At 66.9% G+C, this 18,785-nt stretch carries 13 protein-coding genes and 1 pseudogene; 8 read left to right on the top strand and 6 right to left on the bottom strand.

The features are described 5' to 3' along the window. The first annotated feature begins 29 nt into the window (after positions 1–29). Positions 30–1,580, top strand: a complete 1,551-nt coding sequence (locus QN358_RS07000; RefSeq protein ID WP_136640945.1) for a CYTH and CHAD domain-containing protein — start codon at positions 30–32, stop codon at positions 1,578–1,580. Positions 1,581–1,711: 131 nt separating this feature from the next. Further along, positions 1,712–2,320, top strand: a pseudogene (locus QN358_RS06995) (potassium channel family protein); the annotation flags it as partial. Between the two features lie 218 nt (positions 2,321–2,538). On the opposite strand, the gene QN358_RS06990 reads toward QN358_RS06995, so the two are convergent. The 4 genes from QN358_RS06990 to QN358_RS06975 form a co-directional block, all read right to left on the bottom strand. Further along, the gene (locus QN358_RS06990; protein WP_416351965.1) at positions 2,539–4,635 is read right to left on the bottom strand and encodes an amino acid transporter; all 2,097 of its coding nucleotides are present in this window, start codon (positions 4,633–4,635) and stop codon (positions 2,539–2,541) included. Positions 4,636–4,726: 91 nt separating this feature from the next. After that, positions 4,727–5,656, bottom strand: coding sequence for an alpha/beta hydrolase (locus QN358_RS06985; RefSeq protein WP_136640944.1), 930 nt, complete (start codon positions 5,654–5,656; stop codon positions 4,727–4,729). Positions 5,657–5,681: 25 nt separating this feature from the next. Further along, positions 5,682–7,403 (bottom strand): cation:proton antiporter, encoded by a 1,722-nt coding sequence (locus QN358_RS06980; RefSeq protein WP_136640943.1) that lies wholly within the window; start codon positions 7,401–7,403, stop codon positions 5,682–5,684. Between the two features lie 29 nt (positions 7,404–7,432). Next, on the bottom strand, positions 7,433–8,941 hold the full coding sequence (locus QN358_RS06975; RefSeq protein ID WP_272898605.1) for an MFS transporter: 1,509 nt from the start codon (positions 8,939–8,941) through the stop codon (positions 7,433–7,435). Between the two features lie 100 nt (positions 8,942–9,041). Between QN358_RS06975 and QN358_RS06970 the strand changes: the two genes are divergently transcribed. The 5 genes from QN358_RS06970 to QN358_RS06950 all read left to right on the top strand — a co-directional run bounded on the left by QN358_RS06970 (position 9,042) and on the right by QN358_RS06950 (position 15,739). Then, positions 9,042–10,109, top strand: coding sequence for a Gfo/Idh/MocA family oxidoreductase (locus tag QN358_RS06970; protein WP_323511963.1), 1,068 nt, complete (start codon positions 9,042–9,044; stop codon positions 10,107–10,109). A gap of 9 nt (positions 10,110–10,118) precedes the next feature. After that, positions 10,119–11,051, top strand: a complete 933-nt coding sequence (locus QN358_RS06965) for an SDR family oxidoreductase (RefSeq protein WP_323511962.1) — start codon at positions 10,119–10,121, stop codon at positions 11,049–11,051. Further along, positions 11,048–12,598 carry a carboxylesterase family protein gene (locus QN358_RS06960; RefSeq protein ID WP_323511961.1) on the top strand — a complete coding sequence of 517 codons (1,551 nt, stop codon included), beginning with the start codon at positions 11,048–11,050 and terminating at the stop codon, positions 12,596–12,598. The genes QN358_RS06965 and QN358_RS06960 overlap by 4 nt, the downstream gene beginning before the upstream one ends. A gap of 67 nt (positions 12,599–12,665) precedes the next feature. Next, positions 12,666–14,144: an aldehyde dehydrogenase family protein gene (locus QN358_RS06955; protein WP_323511960.1), complete on the top strand. Its 1,479-nt coding sequence runs from the start codon at positions 12,666–12,668 to the stop codon at positions 14,142–14,144. Positions 14,145–14,209: 65 nt separating this feature from the next. Further along, on the top strand, positions 14,210–15,739 hold the full coding sequence (locus tag QN358_RS06950; protein ID WP_136640971.1) for an aspartate ammonia-lyase: 1,530 nt from the start codon (positions 14,210–14,212) through the stop codon (positions 15,737–15,739). Here QN358_RS06950 and QN358_RS06945 read toward each other — a convergent pair. Then, positions 15,687–16,769 (bottom strand): YihY/virulence factor BrkB family protein, encoded by a 1,083-nt coding sequence (locus tag QN358_RS06945; RefSeq protein WP_323511959.1) that lies wholly within the window; start codon positions 16,767–16,769, stop codon positions 15,687–15,689. The genes QN358_RS06950 and QN358_RS06945 overlap by 53 nt on opposite strands. Then, on the bottom strand, positions 16,766–17,266 hold the full coding sequence (locus QN358_RS06940) for a DUF6328 family protein (RefSeq protein ID WP_237280247.1): 501 nt from the start codon (positions 17,264–17,266) through the stop codon (positions 16,766–16,768). The genes QN358_RS06945 and QN358_RS06940 overlap by 4 nt, the downstream gene beginning before the upstream one ends. 79 nt (positions 17,267–17,345) lie before the next feature. On the opposite strand from QN358_RS06940, the gene QN358_RS06935 reads away from it, so the two are divergent. Further along, positions 17,346–18,728 carry an FAD-binding oxidoreductase gene (locus QN358_RS06935; protein ID WP_323511958.1) on the top strand — a complete coding sequence of 461 codons (1,383 nt, stop codon included), beginning with the start codon at positions 17,346–17,348 and terminating at the stop codon, positions 18,726–18,728. The last annotated feature ends 57 nt before the right edge of the window (positions 18,729–18,785 follow it).

The raw sequence follows: 18,785 nt of genomic DNA, 5'->3' as shown, positions 1-18,785 counted from the left end.
ACGCTAGCCGCTGCGTTAGCGTAGAAAGCATGAACCATCAGGTGCACATCGAGATCGAGCGCAAGTACGACGTGGCAGATTCGAGTGTGGTGCCCGACCTCATCGGGGTAGCCTCGATCGCCAGCGCGTCTGAGCCCGACACGGTGACCCTTGAAGCCGTCTATTTCGACACTCCAGACCTCGCGCTCGCAGCCCAGCGCATCGTGCTTCGGCGCAGGGTTGGCGGCGCAGACGAGGGCTGGCACATCAAGCTCCCGGGCGACGAGGGGCGCACGGAGCTGCACTGGCCGCTCGGCGACGAGTCGCCCATTCCCGAAGCGGTGCTCGACCTGGTCATGGTGCACGTTCGCGACCGAGAGGTCTCACCCGTCGCGCGCCTGACCACCACGCGCACCACAACCTGTCTCTTCGACGACAGCGGCCGGGCGCTGGCCGAGATCTGCGACGACCTGGTGTCGGCCGGCGACGTGATGTCGGGCCAGGTGCGGGTGTGGCGTGAGTGGGAGGTCGAGCTCGCCGAGGCAGCCCCTGGCTCGCCGAAGAAACGCCAGGCACTACTCGACGCGATCGAGCACGAACTCGGCCGCGCCGGGGCCATGCCCGCCTCGAGCGTGTCGAAGCTCGCCCACGCCCTCGGTCGTGAGCGGCTGGGCGACCCCGCCCCCCGCTGGGAGCTGACGTCGAAGAGCAGCGCGGGCGACGTACTGCGAGCGGCCGTGGCCGAACAGACGCTGAGGCTCAAGGCGGCCGACCCTCTGGTGCGCCAAGACGAGGCGGGTGCCGTGCACACCATGCGCTCATCCGTTCGTCGACTGCGCAGTGTGCTGGCCACCTACCGTTCAATTCTGTCGTCACCAGAGGCGAAACACCTGGAAAGCGAGCTGAGGGCGTTCGGCGGCGTTCTCGGCGACGCCCGCGACCCGCAGGTGATGCACGATCGGGCGCGCGACCTGGTGCGCTCGCAGTCGAACAAGCGCATGCACGAAGCCGTGTTGGCGCGGCTGGTCGTCAGCAAAGAGGCCGAGTACCAGCGTGCGCTGGCCTACCTTCGCCGTCTGATGTCGAGTGCGCGGTATTTCAGGCTTCTGGATGCCCTCGAAGCGTTCAGCGCCATGCCTTCGTTCAACCCGAAATCTGAACGGCCTGCCGCGAAGGCCCTCGCCAAAGGAATTTCAGACGACTATCGGCGGGTACGGGAACGCATGGCGGCCGTGAACGACGCGGCGAATCCCGAGGAGTGGAACCTGCGCATCCACCACGTACGAAAGGCCGCCCGCCGACTGCGCTTCGGTGTCGAGGCCGTCAGCTCGGGCGACACCGCCATTTTCGGCGACAAGGCCAGGCGTCTCGCGGGCGCTGCCGAACGGGTGCAGGATGCGCTGGGGGAGTACCGCGACAGCCTCACCCTGCAAGAGCTGCTGGTCAGTACCTCAGCCGTCGCTTCTGCTGAGGGAGAGAACACCTTCGGATTCGGCCGGCTGCACGCCCTCGAGCAAGTACGCTCAGACCAGGCTCTCGCCGAGTATGCGCGGGCCCGGGCCGAATTCACAGACGCGAAGAAGTGGTTGCCGTCGAGGTGATGTGACCCGCCGTGAACAGGCGGGTTGCCCCGAACGAGGGTGAGGCCGGTCGTGGCCGTGATGGGTAAACTTCAGACCATGCTCTGCCCGTTCTCGGTACAGGGCAGCGCCTACGAGACGGGGGCGGTTCGATGTTCGGCTTCAGACGCGGTGCAGAGGGTCAGCTGGCCTGGAACACGATGATGGAATGGCCGCTGACGGGGGTGTCGCTGCTCTTTCTGGTCGCGTACTCGTGGGATGTGATCGGCAACCTGCAGGCGAACTCGCACATGTACGCCGAGATTGTCATGTGGGCGGTGTGGGGCGTCTTCGTTGTCGACTACGTGGTCGAACTCCTGTTGGCACCTCGCCGTCTGCACTGGTTCTTCGTGCACTTTCTCGAGTTTCTGATCGTGGCGCTTCCGCTGCTGCGGCCGCTCAGGCTGCTGCGCCTCGTGATGCTTTTCACGGTGCTGCAACGCACGGCCGGTACGGCATTCCGCGGCCGGGTCGCCGTGTACGTCATCGGCTCGGCGGGCATGCTCGTGGTCATCGCAGCGCTCGGTGTGCTCGACGCGGAGCAGAACGTGCCGGGTGCGAACATCCGCACCATCGGTGACGCCCTGTGGTGGGCCTTCGTCACCATCACCACAGTGGGCTACGGCGACTACACACCCGTCACGTTCGAGGGTCGGCTGATTGCGGTGGGGCTCATGATGGCCGGCATCGCCCTGCTCGGTGTGGTCACCGCCACCCTCGCGAGCTGGCTGGTCGAGCGGGTGCGCAGCGGCGAGACGCGCGGGCTTCGCGCGAACGTCGAACACATCGACGCACTGTCGGCTCAGATCGAGGAGATGCGGCTCGAACTGGCCCACTCGCGTGAGCTGTTCTCCCAGGAGCTGCGTTCGTTGAAGCGCAGCCAGCCCAGCCGAAACCAGCCCAGCCGAAACCAGCCCAGCCGAAACCCACTCGGCCGCAGTCAGCTCACGTGGACCGCGGGGCGCAACCTGACGTCTTTCTCGGCCTCGCGCAGCACTTCACGGGTGACCGGGGCCACCTCTCCGCCACCGGTGATCAAGAATTTCAGCATGTTCGACACCGGGTTGCCCTCGGTCCACTCGAAGTAGATCTCGGGCACCACTCCGGTCTCGTCTCGAATGGTCAGCAGCACCACCGCGAGCGTGTTCGGCACGTTGCCGCTTCGCACCTCGAGCACGCGATAGCCGTGCTTCATGACCCCGCGAACCACCAGGTCTTCTTCGAAGTTCGACGAGTCGGCCGGGTACACCTCTACGAAGATGATCTTCGCGCTGGTGGGAATGTGGCTGTCGTGGCGTTCCTCTTTGTTCTTGATGCGGTACTCGAGCGCGCTGCCGTCGTCAGGCTCGTTGGCGATCAGGTGGATGACCCCCCGCTCGGCATCGGCGCGGAGAAACTCGAGCGCCGACTCGTCGAGCGTCACCGAGGTGGCCCGCAACTGAAAGCTGCGCTGCACCCGTGACACCAGCGAGATGACCAGGATGCCCAGAATGAACAGGGCGGCGATACGAACACCGTCGGGCCGTTCGAACACGTTGGCGACCGTGGTGTAGAGAAAGACGATCGAGACGATGCCGAATCCGATGGTGCGCTTGGGCTGCTTCTGCCGCTTGGCCGACAGGGTCACCGCAACCGACGCCGACGTGATGAGCACGAGCACTCCGGTCGCATAGGCGCCGCCCTGGGCATCCACATTCGCTTTGAAGGCGACGGTGATGAGAAACGCGATGCCCGTGAAGACCAGCACGAGCGGGCGCACGGCCCTGACCCACTGCGGCGCCATGCCGTAGCGGGGGAGGTAGCGCGGCACCAGGTTCAGAAGGCCGGCCATGGCTGACGCACCGGCGAACCACAGAATGCAGATGGTGCTGATGTCATAGAAGGTGCCGAACCCACTGCCGAGGTACTCGTGGGCGAGAAAGGCGAGCGCGCGGCCGTTCGCCGCGCCGCCGGGCTGAAACTCGGCCTGCGGTATGAGCAGCGTGGTCACAATGCTCGTGGCGATCAGGAACGTGCTCATGATCACCGCGGCCGTGGTCAGCAGTCGCCAGGTGCCCCGGATGCGCGCGGCTGGGTTCGCGGGGGTATCGGTCGCTGCGCCGGTGATCTGCGGCATCACGGCGACTCCGGTCTCGAAGCCTGAGAGGCCGAGCGCGAGCTTCGGAAACACGATGAGAGCAATGCCGACCATCACCAGTGGATTGCCGTGCTGCGCGTTCAGGGCGCTCCACCAGTCGGTGATCACGACGGTGTTGCCCACGACGTGGCCGACGGCCACGATGACCACGACGAGGTTCAGCACCAGGTAGACGGCGACCAGAACAGTGGCGATGCCGATGGCCTCTTTGAAGCCGCGGATGAACACGGCGCCGAGCAGAGCGATGAGCACCAGCGTGATGATGACCTCGTTGCCGTGGAACCACGACGGAGCGAACGGGTTCTCGATCGCGTGCGCTGTGGCATCAGCGGCCGACAGGGTGATGGTGATCATGAAGTCGGTGGCGGCGAATCCGAGCAGCACGAGCACGAAGAGCTTGCCGCCCCACCAGGGCAACAGCCGCTCGAGCATGGCGATCGAGCCTTCGCCCTTGAAACTCTCGCGGGCTACACGGCGGTACACCGGCAGGGCGCCGAACAGTGTCAGCAACACCAGAACGATGGTGGCGAAGGGCGACAGCAGCCCGGCGGCGAGAGCCGCGATGGCCGGCTGGTAGCCGAGGGTCGAGAAGTAGTCGACGCCGGTCAGGCACATGACGCGCCACCACGTGTGCGTCTTTTCGGCCTTGACGCCGTACGAGCCCTGGTAGCGGCCCGACTGGTCGACGAGCCCCTGCAGCAACCAGTGCCGGGCCCGGCCGTGCGAGGTCTTCGCAGGGTCGGCCACGACGTGGTGTGCTGATCCGGCACCGGGTTCGACGTTGGCCGAAGAGGGCCCGCGGGCGTCGGCGCCCGGGGAATCGGCATGCGGGGAATCGGCACGCGGGGAATCGGCACGCGGGGAATCGGCACCGAGGAAGTCAGGTGGGTGCGTGCTCATCAGTGTGCTCCCGGTTCGAGACGTGCGTGCTTCAACAATACGAGGTGAAAGGCCGACGCGTTGCGCCCGCCGGTTGGCAGGCTCCGGATGCTCAGTGCAGGTTCCACGCCGGAACCGTGTCGAATCCGTCGGTCACGATGCCGCGGTCGAGGAACGCCACCAGATCGGCGAGCGAGCGCGCTGCAGTCTTCACCGCGCGGGGGTAGTCGGCCCAGCTGAGGGCAGATGCGGGGTACTCGATGGCCCGAACGGCAACCCCGGCCTGCTTGAGCAGCTCGGGTAGGTCTTCGGCGAAGCTCACGCCCTCAGCCACCACTGCCTCGCCCGCGCCCGCACGGGACGTGCCCAGCCGGGTGGCGCTCTGCTGGACGAGAGTGGGCGGAAGCTCGCTGAGCCGGGCCACCAGTGACGTGCGGAGGGCGACGGCTGTGCTCGGTGGGCCGAGCAGCAGCTGAAAGTCGGAGTCGATCAGCGCCTGGCGGAGCACCTGCACGCCACCGGCATCGAAAGCAGGGTCGTCGCGCAGGCGCATGGCCGTTCGAGAAGCCAGCGCAGCCCCGGTACCGACGCCGACCAGAGCGATTTTCGTGTACGCGCCACCCAGGAACGACGTGAGAACCTGAAAGGCCGCTTCCCGGTCGTCGATGACCGACTGCTCGATCTGCACGACCACGACCGTCACCGGCAGGGCGTGGGCGATCGAACTGGAGAGCCATTCGCCGCTTCGCGAAGCGAGTCCGGCAAGACTCGAGGCATCGGGAAACACGAGTACCAGCGGTGAATCGTCTGGCGTCGAAGGAGTAGCGAACCTCCGCAGTCGCACACGGTCTGGGCCGCCGGTGTTCTCGGTGTTCTCCGTGAGCACGGTGAGCATGCTGTCGTGCACCTCGACGCCCGCCGCGCGCCGACCGGCGTAGTGCCGCCGGGAGAACCCGAAGCGTGCCACCGCCCACGCTGCACTGAATGGCCTGGGGGAGGGCAGACCCGAACCCGGCGTTGTCACCGCATCGCGAGAGATCATGTCAGCACAGCCTAGTTTCGCCCGCTCAGTTTCGGTTGCGGGTCATCGTCGAGGTGTCGAGGGCAAGCTCCTCGGCGTCGATTCCGCGCAGCACACTGCGCATGACCTCTTCGTCGAGCTCGCCAGCGTTGCGCTCGCGCAGCACGATCGAGCGGCGGTGTTCGATGAGTTCGTGCCGCAGCTCTGTGAGCTGCGGGCCGCTGAGCCGAGGATGCGAAGCAGCGGTCGTGTCGACTCCGGCCGCGTCGATCTCCTGCTGCTCGAGTTCGTTCTCGTCGAGCAGCACGGCGACCTGCCTTTCGTACTGCTTCTGCAGAATGGAGAGCGACCGGTCGAGTTCTTCTCCGCCGTACTTGGCCGCCCACTCGTCGTGGTGCCTCTCCACGTATTCGTTCGTCTCCCGCACCGTGAGCTCGAAGATACGCACCTCGTCTTCGCGGTCTCGTTCGTCTTGACCCGAGTCGATGACACCCAACCGGGTGATCACCCACGGCAGCGTGAGCCCCTGCAGTAGCAGCGTGCCCACCGTCACCACGAACGCCACAAGGGTGATCGTGTCGCGCTCGGCGAACGCCCCGGCCGCGGTCATCGCGGGCACGGCCGCGGCGGCGGCGAGTGTCACCACACCGCGCATTCCCGTCCACGAGATCACGGTGAGTTCCCGCCAGCTCAGGTCAGGCTCCGGCTTCTCAAGGCGTGACCGCAGACGCCGAACGAGCGGCAGGCTCCGGATGCCCGGCTGGTTTCTGATGCGCCCGTACCGTAGCCTCGTGCGGTAGTACGCCGCGAACACAAATGCCGGGCGCACCAGAATGACCACCGCGAGAACCACGACCGCGAGTGTCAGCGACGGCAGCAGGCCGAGTGAGCTGCGGGCGACATCCGAGGCCACACTGCTCACCTGTAAGCCGATCAGAGCGAAGACGAATCCCTCGAGCAGCAGGTCAATCGACGCCCACACCGGCCGCTCCTGCAGACGAGTCTCGTAACCGGTTCGCGGTGAGTTGTAGCCGATGTAGAGCCCCGCTGCGACCACCGCCAGAACGCCAGACCCGTGCAGCGCCTCACCAGCGGCGTAGGCGCCGAACGGCACGAGCAGCCCCAGGGTCGCGCCCACGAGGGAGTCGCCGATGCGCACGCGAATGAACTGCACCACGTAACCGAGGGCGAGCCCCACGGCGATTCCGACGACGATGGTCACGACGAACATCCAGAGCACACCGCCGAAGCTCAGTGCCGAGCCGCCGATGACGGCCACGAACACTTTGAACAGGGTGAGCGAGGCGGCATCGTTGATGAGGCTCTCGCCCGACAGCACCGTCATCACCCGGCGGGGCAGGCCGAGACGGCGGCCGATCGCGCTTGCCGACACGGCGTCGGGTGGCGAGACCACCGCACCGAGCAGCAGTGCACCGGGGAGGGTGAGGGAGGGTACGAGCAGATAGGCCACCCCACCCACCACGAGAGCAGTCACGATGACGAGGCCGATGCCGAGCCGGCGAATCTGCCGGAGGCTCTGGTTGAAGTTCTGAAACGACACGTCGAGCGCGGCCGAATACAGAAGCGGCGGCAGGATGATGGTGAGAATCACCTCGGAGTTGATCTCCACGTCGGGCACCGCCGGAATCAGCGAGACTCCGAGCGCCACAGCCACCACCAGAAGCGGGGCCGGCCAGCCCCGCCAGCGCGCGAAAGCGCTGACCGCGAGCGATCCGGCCAGGATGAGCAGCAGTTCAGGGGTTTCCATTGCTGCTCACCCTAAGTGGTTCACAGGGCTCACGCCGTTGCGCCTGTTCCCACTCGTGCTGGTGAGCTGATGACGGGTATGCTTGCCGTCTCATAAGCGGGTTCGCGACGCGGAATGAAGAACGCGGCAACGACGCCGAGCAGCGCCACGACCGCCGCGATGGCGAAGCAGAGCTGAAACGAGAACTGCGTCGGAATGGCGTGCCCGTTCACGACAACAGCACTCGAGGCAAGAATGAGGCCGAGCACGGCGGCGGCCACGGTGGAGCCGAGGCTGCGCATCACCGAGTTCAGCCCGTTGGCGGCCGCCGTCTCGTTGGCCGGCACCGCGTGCATGATGAGGGTGGGCATTGCCGCGTAAGCGAAACCCACGCCGAAACCGACGGCTGTGGCGACCACCACTGCGTGCCAGACCTCGGTCATCAGCCCGATTGCCACTGCGTATCCGATGGCGATGATGACCCCGCCGAGAATGAGGCTGACCCGCGGGCCGCGAGCTGCACTGAGGCGGGCGGCGACCGGCGACATGAAGAACATCACCAGGCCGCTGGGCATGAGGCAGAGGCTGGCGACGAGCAGGCTCTGGCCGAGTCCGACCCCCGTGGAGGTGGGCGACTCGAGCAGCTGGGGCAGAACGGCTGCGCTGGCGAAGAACGCGAACCCCACGGTGATCGAGGCGAGGTTGGTGAGCAGCACCGGTCGGCGGGCGGCGATGCGCAGGTCGACCAGAGGGTTCTTCGAACGCAACTCGAACCAGCCCCACGCGAGCAGTACGAGCACGCCACCGGCGAGCATCCCGAGCGTGACGGGGCTCGACCAGCCCCACTCGCCACCCTTCGAGACGGCCAGCAGGATACCCACCAGGCCGATGGCGAAGCCGACCGAACCAATGATGTCGAAGTGACCGCCGGTGCGGAGGGTGCTGACGGGAACGATGAAGTAGACCAGGCCGAACCCGATCAGCGCGAGCAACCCCGAGAGCCAGAACAGGTAGTGCCAGTCGAGGTTCTGGGCGATGAGCGCGGAGACGGGCAGGCCCACTGCGCCGCCGATGCCGAGTGTGGCGCTCACCAGGGCGACGGCTGCGCCCAGGCGTTTCGGGTGCAGCACGTCACGCAGAATACTCACGCCGAGGGCGATGACGCCGAGGCCTGCGCCCTGCAGAACGCGGCCCGCGATCATCGGAACGATGTCATTCGACACGGCAGACACGATCGACCCGGCGAGCAGCAGCGCGAGAAGAACGAGAACAAGGCGACGCTTGCCGAACATGTCGCCGAGTCGGCCGCTGATGGGGGTGGTGATGGCGGCAGAGAGCAGTGTCGCGGTGAGAACCCACGTCGAGTTCGACGCAGTCGTGTTCAGCAGCTGGGGCAGTTCGGGCACGATGGGCGTCACGAGCGTCTGCATGAACGCAGCGATCAGACCGGTGAACGCGAGGGTGGCGATGATGGCACGTTCGTTCTCAGGTCGGGTGAGGCGCCTCCTCTCGCGGGCGGTCAGGATGCTCGGGCCGTCGGTCTGGGAGGAGTCAGTCACTCGTTAGCCAACAGCAACTAACCGGTTTGTATTCCCGTAGGGGAATGGATACCCGGCGAGGCCCGTGTTCCCGCCGATCCGGGCCGGATAGGCTGCAATCATGACCACCGTTTCTGGCGCACGTAGCCCGCATCTCCTGACCGAACCGATCAGAACGGCGGTGATCGGTTTCGGGTTGTCGGGGCGGGTGTTCCACTCGCCGTTCGTTGCGGCAGACCCCCGGTTCGAGCTGTCAGCCATAGTGACGGGCAACGCCGAACGGGTGGCAGAGGCGGGGGTGCTGCATCCATCGGCCCGCGTTCTCAGAAACACCGATGAACTGTTCGACCACGCCGACGAGTACGACCTGGTCGTGATCGGTTCGCCGCCCGTCACGCACTACCCGCTGGCGCTCACGGCACTCGAAGCCGGGCTGGCCGTCGTCGTCGACAAGCCGTTCGCCGCGAACTCGTCGCAGGGTGCGCACCTCGTGGCCAGGGCGGCCGAGCTGGGCCAGGCGCTCACGGTGTTCCAGAACCGGCGATGGGACGCCGACTACCTCACGTTGGCGAAGCTGCTCGGCGCGGGCGAACTCGGCGACGTGTACCGGTTCGAGTCGCGGTTCGAGTGGTGGCGGCCCCAGGGCGGCAAGGCGTGGAAGAACGAGGCCACGGTGAGCGAGGGTGGCGGCATTCTGTTCGACCTCGGTACCCACTTGATCGACCAGGCGCTACAGCTGTTCGGGCCGATCGATGAGGTGTACTCCGAGGTGCGCACGCGGCGTGCGGGCGGTTCGGCTGACGACGACGCGTTCGTCGCCCTGAGGCACACCTCGGGAGTGCAGAGCCAGCTCTGGATGAACGGGCTCGCCGCCCAGAAGGGTGCACGGTTTCACGTGCTGGGCTCGCGCTCAGCCTTCACGAAGTGGGGGCTCGACGGCCAGGAGGCCGCGCTGAAGGGTGGAATGCTGCCGAGCGACGCCGCGTACGGCATCGAGCCCGAGTCGGCATGGGCCGAAGTGGGCGTCGACGGTGACACTCGCCGGGTGCCGCTTGAACGCGGAGACTACTCTGCGTTCTACTCACAGCTGGGTGACGCTCTGACAACGGGGTCGGCGTTGCCGGTGGATGCGGCAGATTCGCAGGAGGTTCTCGAGATCATCGAGCAGTTGCACGCGGGCCGCGCGTAGGGTTTCTGCATGACAACAGAACGAGGGCTCGGGGCTGACGCAGCGAACAGGGCTGACGCGACGAGCAGGGCGTACACGATCGGTGTGACGGGAGTGACGGGCAACATCGGCGGTGCCGTCGGGCGTCTGCTCGCCTCGCACGGGCAGGGCTTTCGTGCGATCGTGCGTGACGCTGCTCGGGTTCCCGACTTCGCGGGTGCTGCGGCGGCTGCAGGAAGGGCGGGTGACGTCGACGTCACGGTCGGGGTGACCGAATACAGCGATGCCAGGGCTGGTCGGGAGGCGCTCGAGGGTGTCGACGTGCTGTTCATGGTGTCGGCGGCCGAGTCGACCGACCGGGTCGCCGAGCATGTGCAGTTCATCCAGTCGGCCATCGAGGCCGGGGTTCAGCACATCGTCTACACGTCGTTCACGGGGGCCGGGCCCGATGCCAGTTTCACGCTGGCGCGAGACCACGGCAGAACCGAGGAAGTCATCCGTGCCAGCGGGCTCGATTTCACGTTTCTGCGCGACAATTTCTATCTCGACGTGCTGGTCGCGTTCGCCGACGAGAACGGCGTCATCAGGGGCCCGGCCGGTGACGGGCGCATGGCCGCCGTGGCGCGGGCCGATGTCGCCGACGCCGCCGTGACCGTACTGCTCGCACCGGGCGAGCATCGCGGTGCGCTGTACGAGCTGACCGGCGGCGAGACCCTCACGTTCGGTGAACTGGCCGAGCGAACGACGAAGGCCACCGGGCGAACGGTGACGTTCCAGAACGAAAGCGTCGACGAGGCTTACGCGTCTCGCGCGAAGTTCAACGCGCCGGCGTTCATGGTCGACGCATGGGTGAGCACGTACACGGGCATCCGTGACGGCGAGCTCGAGGCCGTCTCGGCCGACGTGGCGCTGCTCACCGGGCACGCGCCGCGCACCCTCGAAGACGTGCTGGCGGGCCGGTGACCGACGGCGGTGCGGCGGTGAGTGCGGGTGCAGGTGCAGGTACGGGTGCAGGGGCTGGTGCGCGTGCTGGTGCGGGTGTACCGATCGGCGGGGCACCGGTGACGGCGGGCGGATGGCCAGCGGCGCCCGACGGGGCGGCTTCGTACGACGTGGTGACGGCATCCGGAACCCTGCGGGGCTCGATCGAGGGCGAACTGGTTCGATTTCGCGGGGTGCGGTATGCGACGGCGGAGCGATTCGAGGCTCCCGTGGCGGCACCGGAGTGGACGGGCATCCGGGAAGCGCGCGCAGACGGGCCGATGTGCCCGCAGCCGCCCTTCGGGCTCGCGCTGCTGGCGTTGCCCAAGGGCACGCCGCCGATGGCTGAAGACTGCCTTTTTCTGAACATCACCATTCCGCGGGCGGCGTTAGGTGAGGGTGCGCCCCTGCGGCCCGTGATGGTGTGGATTCACGGTGGAGCGTACGTGAACGGTTCTGGCGCGGGGGAGATCTACGACCCGGCGCGGCTGGTGGCCGACGGCGACGTGATCGTAGTGGGCCTGAACTATCGGCTCGGCGTGTTCGGCTACGTACCCCTCGCTCCCGGTGAGCCCGAGGCAGGCGATGCCGTACCGGCGAACCTGGGGGTGCTCGACCAGCTCGCTGCGCTGGCGTGGGTGAAACAGAACATCGCCGCGTTCGGGGGAGACCCATCGACGGTGACGCTGTTCGGGCAGTCAGCCGGGGCAGACGCGATAGCCCAGCTGCTCGCCATCCCCGAGGCCGATGGCCTTTTCTCTCGTGCAATTCTGCAGAGCCCACCCCTCGGGCTCGACACCGCCCGCGAGGTGCTGGCCGTCGAGCTGGGCGCCAACGTGGTGCGTGCCCTCGGCCAGGTGCACCCCCGCGACGCGAGCGTTCAGCAACTACTCGAGGCGCAGGTGCGCGCGGGTGAGGGCCTGCACGGCGACCGGCTCACGGGCGGGATGCCCTACGCGCCCACCCCGGGTGTCTGGCCGGTGCCGGCGAAAGCCGAGCGGGCCGAGCGCTGGGCCAGACGTGCTCCGGCCGTCGACGTGTTGATCGGGTACAACCGTGACGACTTCAGCGCGTTTCTCGAGGTGGTCGGCGCGCTCCGCCGGGCTCGGGCCTCGCGGCTGCTGCGCCCCGCCACAGAACCACTGTCGGCTGCCCTTACTCGGCGCGTGTTCGGTGCCCCGAGCCTCGCGCTCGCGGGAGCGTTCGCGGCGGCCGGAGCGCGGGTGTTCACCTATCGCCTCGACTGGCGACCAATGGGCACTCCGTGGGGAGCGTGCCACTGCCTCGAGCTCCCGTTCTTCTGGGCCGACGAAGAGTTCTGGCGCGGCTCGCCGATGCTGGGGGGCGCAGTATGGGCCGACCTCGAGAAGACTGGGCTCCAGCTCCGACGGTCGTGGGCGGCTTTTGCGCGCACCGGCACTCCGACGCCCATCGGCGACCCCGGGCATCCAGAAGCAGAATGGCCGCCGTACAGCTCACGCCGCCGCGTCGGCAGCGCCATCACTCTGCACCCGCGCTATACCGTCTGATTCGGCTGAGGAGCAGAACGATCGCACTGCACCCGCGCCAGGGAGCATGATCGGCATACGATGAGTCATGAGCATCGACGCACCGAGCCAGCAGGGCACCGGTTCTGAGGCAACGCCGCCTTCTGCGGCTCGCCCCACGGCCGTCACCAGCACCAGCAGCATCACCAGCATCATCAGCACCGTCGAGCGGCTGCGCGGCACGTTCGACCGGGGCGTCACGAAGCCGACTGCGTGGCGCATCCGGCAGCTGAAGGCACTGCGCGCGCTGCTCATCGACAACACGAGCGACATCGAGCAGGCGCTGCTCACCGACCTCAAGAAGAACCCGGCCGAGGCCCAGCTCACCGAGATCGGATTCGTGATCGCCGAGATCGACCACACCCTGAAGCACCTGCGTCAGTGGCTGCGGCCGAAGCGGGTCTCGACCCCGCTGCTCATCGCCCCCTCGTCAGCGCACGTCGTGAAAGAGCCGCTGGGCGTGGTGCTCGTGATCGCGCCGTGGAACTACCCCGTTCAACTGCTGCTCGTGCCCATCATCGGGGCGCTCGCCGCGGGCAACGCTGTCGCGGCGAAGCCCAGCGAGCTCGCCCCCGCCACCTCGGCGGTGTTCGCCCGCCTCTTCGCCCGGTACTTCGACAGCAACGCCGTCGCGCTCATCGAGGGCGGAGTCGACGAGACCACCCAGCTGCTGGCTGAACGCTTCGACCACATCTTCTACACCGGCAACGGGCGCGTGGGCCGCATCGTCATGCAGGCAGCCGTCGCGAACCTCACTCCCGTCACCCTCGAGCTGGGCGGCAAATCACCGGTGTACGTCGACGACACCGTCGATCTTCGCGTGGTGGCCCACCGCATCGCGTGGGGCAAGTTCATGAACGCCGGCCAGACCTGCGTCGCACCCGACTACCTGCTCACCACCCCGGCCATCGCCGCGAAGCTGGGAGCGCTGCTGGTCGATACGATTGCCGAGTTCTACGGCAGTGACCCCGCATCGAGCGACAGCTACGGTCGCATCGTCAACGACAGGCAGTTCGAGCGCCTCGTCGGCCTGCTCGAGGGCGAAACGGTTGTCACCGGAGGCGACTCGGATGCCCGCACCCGCTACATCGCCCCCACCGTGCTCTCGGGCGTCAGCCGTGACGCACCCATCATGTCAGAAGAGATCTTCGGCCCGATTCTGCCGATCGTCACGGTCGACTCGCTCAGCGACGCCATCGACTTCATCAACGCGGGCGACAAGCCGCTCGCGCTCTACGTGTTCAGCGAGTCGAAGGCCACCCGGCGCCGGTTCACCACACAGACCTCTTCTGGCGCTCTGGCATTCGGCGTGCCCGCGGCCCACCTGCTCGTGCAGACGCTGCCGTTCGGGGGTGTGGGCCAGAGCGGTATGGGTTCGTACCACGGCGAACGAAGTCTCGCTGTGTTCAGCCACGAGAAGGCCGTGCTGAGCAAGATTCTGAAGCCCGACACGTTTAACCTCGTGTATCCGCCGTTCACGCAGAAGAAAGACGCGTTCATTCGCGGATTCCTCAGAAAACTCACCTGACCCGGCCGCCACCGAGTAACGTTTTTGTGGTGCCGAACAACTACGAGACAAGCCCTGACGTACCGCTGAGCAGCACTGGTGCTGCCCTGACCCGCACCGAGACAGACTCTCTGGGGTCGGTCGAGATTCCGGTCGACGCCTACTGGGGTATCCACACCGCCCGCGCGCTCGAGAACTTTCCCATCAGTCGCCGGGCCATCTCGGTCTACCCCGACCTCGTGAATGCTCTTGTCATCGTGAAGCAGGCGGCGGCGCGGGCGAACGCCGAGATCGGTGTGCTGAGCGCCGAGAAGGCGCGCGTCATCGACGAGGCATGCCAGCTGGTTCGCGACGGCCGGTTTCACGACGAATTCGTGGTGGGGGTCATCCAGGGCGGTGCCGGCACCTCGACCAACATGAATGCCAACGAGGTGCTCACGAACATCGCGCTCGGCCTGCTCGACGAACCCAAGGGCAGCTACAGCGTGCTGCACCCGCTCGACGACGTGAACCGCAGCCAGAGCACGAACGACGTGTACCCCACGGCGGTGAAGCTCGCGCTGTGCTTCGGTCTGCAGCGCCTGCTTGCCGAGCACGAGTTGCTGCGCGACTCATTCGCTCTGAAGGGCGTCGAATTCAACGACGTGCTGAAGATCGGCCGCACACAGCTGCAAGACGCGGTGCCCATGACCCTCGGGCAAGAGTTCCACGGCTTCGCCACGACCCTCACCGAAGACAACCAGCGCATGGCCGAGACGGTTCCGCTGCTCTGGGAGATCAACCTCGGCGCCACGGCCATCGGCACCGGCATCACGGCAGACCCGCGCTACGCCGACGCGGTGCGGCGGCACCTGCGCCAGCTCACCGGCTTCGAGTACGTCACGGCCCCCGACCTCATCGAGGCCACAAGCGACGCGGGGGTGTTCATGCAGCTGTCGGGCATCCTGAAGCGGTCTGCCATCAAGCTGAGCAAGATCTGCAACGACCTGCGCCTGCTCTCGAGCGGCCCGCAGGCGGGGTTCGGCGAGATCAACCTGCCGCCGCGCCAGGCCGGCTCGAGCATCATGCCGGGCAAGGTGAACCCGGTGATTCCCGAGGTGGTCAACCAGATCGCCTTCTCGGTGGCGGGTGCCGACGTCACGGTCACCATGGCGGCCGAAGGTGGCCAACTGCAGCTCAATGCCTTCGAGCCCGTCATCGCGCACTCGCTGCTGCAGAGCATCGCCTGGATGACGCAGGGCTTTCGCACCCTGCGTATCAACTGCGTCGACGGCATCACCGCGAACGTCGACCGGCTCGACCGGCTTGTCTCCACCTCGGTGGGGGTCGTGACAGCCCTCACGCCCTACATCGGCTACTCGGCCTCGTCGGCGCTGGCGAAGACGGCGCTGCTCACGGGTCGAAACATCGCCGACCTCGTGGTTGAGGCGAACCTGATGACCCGCGAGCGCGTAACCAAGCTGCTCTCACCCGCCCGGCTGTCGGGGCTCGAGACCATCACCTCGGCCATTCCCATCGTGGGCGCCGATGCCGAAGCCGTTCTCACGGGCGGCAACGCCGTGCTCAGTTCGCTGGCGGCCGCTGGCGGCGAAGGCGACGTGCCTCCCCGCGAATAGCCACGCCCTCCGAGGTGTCGCGCTCGAGCCGCCGGGCGAGAATGAGGTTGCGGTGATTGTCTCTGAGGGGCACCTGGATGCTCTCCTCAGCCGGTATCTCCCGAAGCAGTTGCCGGGCCCTCGTCAGCTCGGCGTCGACCTCCACGCCGATGACCAGCACGAGGTTCGACAGAAAGAGCCAGATCAGCGTGATGATCGCCCCGCCCAGCAGCCCGTAGAACTTGTCGTACGCGGCGAAGGTCGACACGTAGAACGAGTACCCGGCCGTCGTGAGGCTCCACGCGACGATCGAGAATGTGGCGCCCACCGACAGCAAACGGATGCGTGGGCGCCTCAGGTTCGGAGTGCCGTAGTGAAGCACAACAACAGTGAATACCGCAAGTAGCGCGAGGGCGGGCCACTTGAGCACACTCCACACCAGACTGGCCACGGGCGGCCAGCCGAGGGTTGTCACGATGGTCTTCGCCACGTCGGGGGTGATGATCACGATCACCGCGATGGTGAACAGCAGCACGATGAGCACAACTGCCTCGAGCAGCATGAGGAGGCGCAGCTTGATGAAGCGGCGGCCCTCTTCGACTCCATAGACCCCGTTGACGATGCGGCCGAACGCGGTGGCATAGCTGGCGCCGGTCCAGACGGTGAGCGCCAGGCCCACCACGAGAGTGAAGAACGGGTCGGGCATGCGTGTGAACTGCTCGAGGGCCAGCCGAGTGGTGCCGACTGTCGACTTCGGCACGAAGGTGTCGATGACGTTCAGAATGACCCGCACCGCGTCACCCTGTGGGTCGAGCAGGCCCACCGTCGAGACCACCGCGAGCGTGGCGGGAAAGAACGCCAGGGCCGAGAAGAAGGTGAGGGTCGCGCCCGCGTCGATTCCGCGATGCAGAAAGAAGCCGTGAGTGGCACGGCGCATGGCGTACAGAATCGCCCGTCGGTCGAGTGCACGAAGCGCACTGCTGGCGCGGCGCTCCCGCAGGCTGAGCCCGGAGACACCCCGCTCGCCAGCCATGCCCCCGAGCTCGCTCATCGCGGGCGAACCGCCAGCGGCAAGGCCACCCAGAGAGCCGCGAGTACCACCAGCGCAGCGATGCCGGCCACGATCGCCGCAACGTCACCGGCCACCATGTCGAACACGAACACCATGGTTCCGGTCAGTACGAGAGAGACGACCGTGAGCGTCGCGATGGCCAGGCGGTTGCCGGTGTTCACGATCTGCGCCTTGGCCCGGTGCCGAAACAGCGCCCGGTGAACGCTCACCGGTGCCAGCGCGAGTGCTGTCGCGAGTGCCGCGCCCACGACGAGGCAGAGGTACAGCGTCACTTGCGCGCTGCCGAGGGTCTGGAATTTCGCCTGAAAGGGCAGTGTGAGCAGAAACCCGGTGAGAATCTGCGTACCGGTCTGAATCACCCGCAGTTCTTGCAGCAGCTCGGTCCAGTTGCGTTCGAGCTTGTCTCTTTCAGACTCGGTGAGGTCTTCGGGGCGACGACTGGTGTCGTAGGCCGACAATTCGCTCGATTCGCTCACGTTTCGATGCTAGCGGTCGAACCAGCGCCGCACGCCCGTCGACGGTGCACCGTGAGGTGTGCGCTTTAGCATGGGGTGCATGACCACCTCCACCGCCGTTCTCCACCGGTTGCGGGCCGAACTCGGCTCTCGTCTCAGCACAGACCCCGCTGAACTGCAGGGGGCTCGGGCCGACCGTTCGGGCTACACCGCCCCGGGCATGCCGCTCGCCATTGTGCGGGCCGAGAGCATCGCTGACGTGCAGGCCGTCATGCGTATCGCGACCGAGTGGCGCGTGCCGGTAGTGCCCCAGGGGGCCGCGACCGGCCTGGCCGGGGGAGGCGCCGGTTCTGACGGAGCCATCGTGCTCTCGACGGCGTCGATGAACCGCATTCTCGAGGTGGCGCTCGCCGACGAACTGGCTGTGGTCGAGCCCGGCGTCATCAACCAGGCGCTGAGCGATGCGGTCGCACAGTACGGGCTCGTGTTCTCGCCCGACCCGGCCAGCAAGGCCATCTCGACCATCGGCGGCAACATCGCCACGAACGCCGGCGGCCTGCTCTGCGCCAAGTACGGGGTCACCCGTGAGGCGGTGCTCGGCCTCACCGTTGTGCTTCCCGACGGACGGATGCTCGAGACGGGCCACCGCAGCATCAAGGGCGTCACGGGCTACGACCTCACCGCGCTCTTCACCGGCTCAGAGGGGACCCTCGGCGTCATCGTCGGGGCCACCGTACGGCTGCGGCCCATCGCCGCCGGAACCGTCGTCACGATCGGCGCGTTCTTCGACACGATCGTGGCGGCCGCCGCGGCCTCGGCTGCCGTCACAGCTGCTCGCCTTCGACCGGCCGTGATGGAACTCATCGACCATGAGGCGCTCAAAGCCATCGATGCCTTCAACGGCACCACGCTCTCGGCATCGGGCGGTGCGTACCTGCTGGTGCAGACCGATGGGGGAGCATCCGTTGACGAAGCCGACCGTATTCTCGCGATCGTCACGGGCGCGGGCGGCACGGCAGAGCTCACCATCGACCCCGAGGTCGGCGAGCGGCTGCTCGCGGTGCGGCGGAGCGTTCACCCCTCGCTCGCCGCCAGGGGTGAAGTGCTGATCGAAGACGTCTGTGTGCCGCGCTCGCAGCTCGCGGCGATGTTCGGCGAGATCGAGCGCATCGGGGCGAAGTGGGGCCTGAGCATTCCCACTGTGGCGCACGCCGGTGACGGCAACCTGCACCCGAATTTCGTCATCACGCCCGAACTGGCTCTCGCATCAGGTGAGGTGCCCGACGTGGTGTGGCAGGCCGCCGGGGAGTTGTTTCGGGCCGCCCTCGACCTCGGCGGAACCCTCACCGGCGAGCACGGTATCGGCGTGCTGAAGAAACGCTGGCTGCGAGACGAGGTGGGCACCGACAGCTTCGACCTGCAGCGGCAGATCAAGGCCGTCTTCGACCCGCTCGGCATCATGAACCCGGGCACGATGTTCTGAGCGGTGACGCTCACCCCCCTCAGCGCCGGGATAGAATAATCTGCCGGATTTTTGAGG

Source organism: Subtercola sp. RTI3 (genome assembly GCF_035018625.1).
In the GTDB taxonomy this organism is placed as follows: domain Bacteria; phylum Actinomycetota; class Actinomycetes; order Actinomycetales; family Microbacteriaceae; genus Subtercola; species Subtercola vilae.
Note: the sequence above shows the minus strand (reverse complement) of the source record. Positions and strands in the feature narration are given on the sequence as shown.

Coding starts and splice junctions, on each gene's coding strand:
- QN358_RS07000 (WP_136640945.1), top strand. CDS start 30: ATGAACCATCAGGTGCACATCGAGATCGAGCGCAAGTACGACGTGGCA.
- QN358_RS06990 (WP_416351965.1), bottom strand. CDS start 4,635: ATGAGCACGCACCCACCTGACTTCCTCGGTGCCGATTCCCCGCGTGCC.
- QN358_RS06985 (WP_136640944.1), bottom strand. CDS start 5,656: ATGATCTCTCGCGATGCGGTGACAACGCCGGGTTCGGGTCTGCCCTCC.
- QN358_RS06980 (WP_136640943.1), bottom strand. CDS start 7,403: ATGGAAACCCCTGAACTGCTGCTCATCCTGGCCGGATCGCTCGCGGTC.
- QN358_RS06970 (WP_323511963.1), top strand. CDS start 9,042: ATGACCACCGTTTCTGGCGCACGTAGCCCGCATCTCCTGACCGAACCG.
- QN358_RS06965 (WP_323511962.1), top strand. CDS start 10,119: ATGACAACAGAACGAGGGCTCGGGGCTGACGCAGCGAACAGGGCTGAC.
- QN358_RS06955 (WP_323511960.1), top strand. CDS start 12,666: ATGAGCATCGACGCACCGAGCCAGCAGGGCACCGGTTCTGAGGCAACG.
- QN358_RS06945 (WP_323511959.1), bottom strand. CDS start 16,769: ATGAGCGAGCTCGGGGGCATGGCTGGCGAGCGGGGTGTCTCCGGGCTC.
- QN358_RS06935 (WP_323511958.1), top strand. CDS start 17,346: ATGACCACCTCCACCGCCGTTCTCCACCGGTTGCGGGCCGAACTCGGC.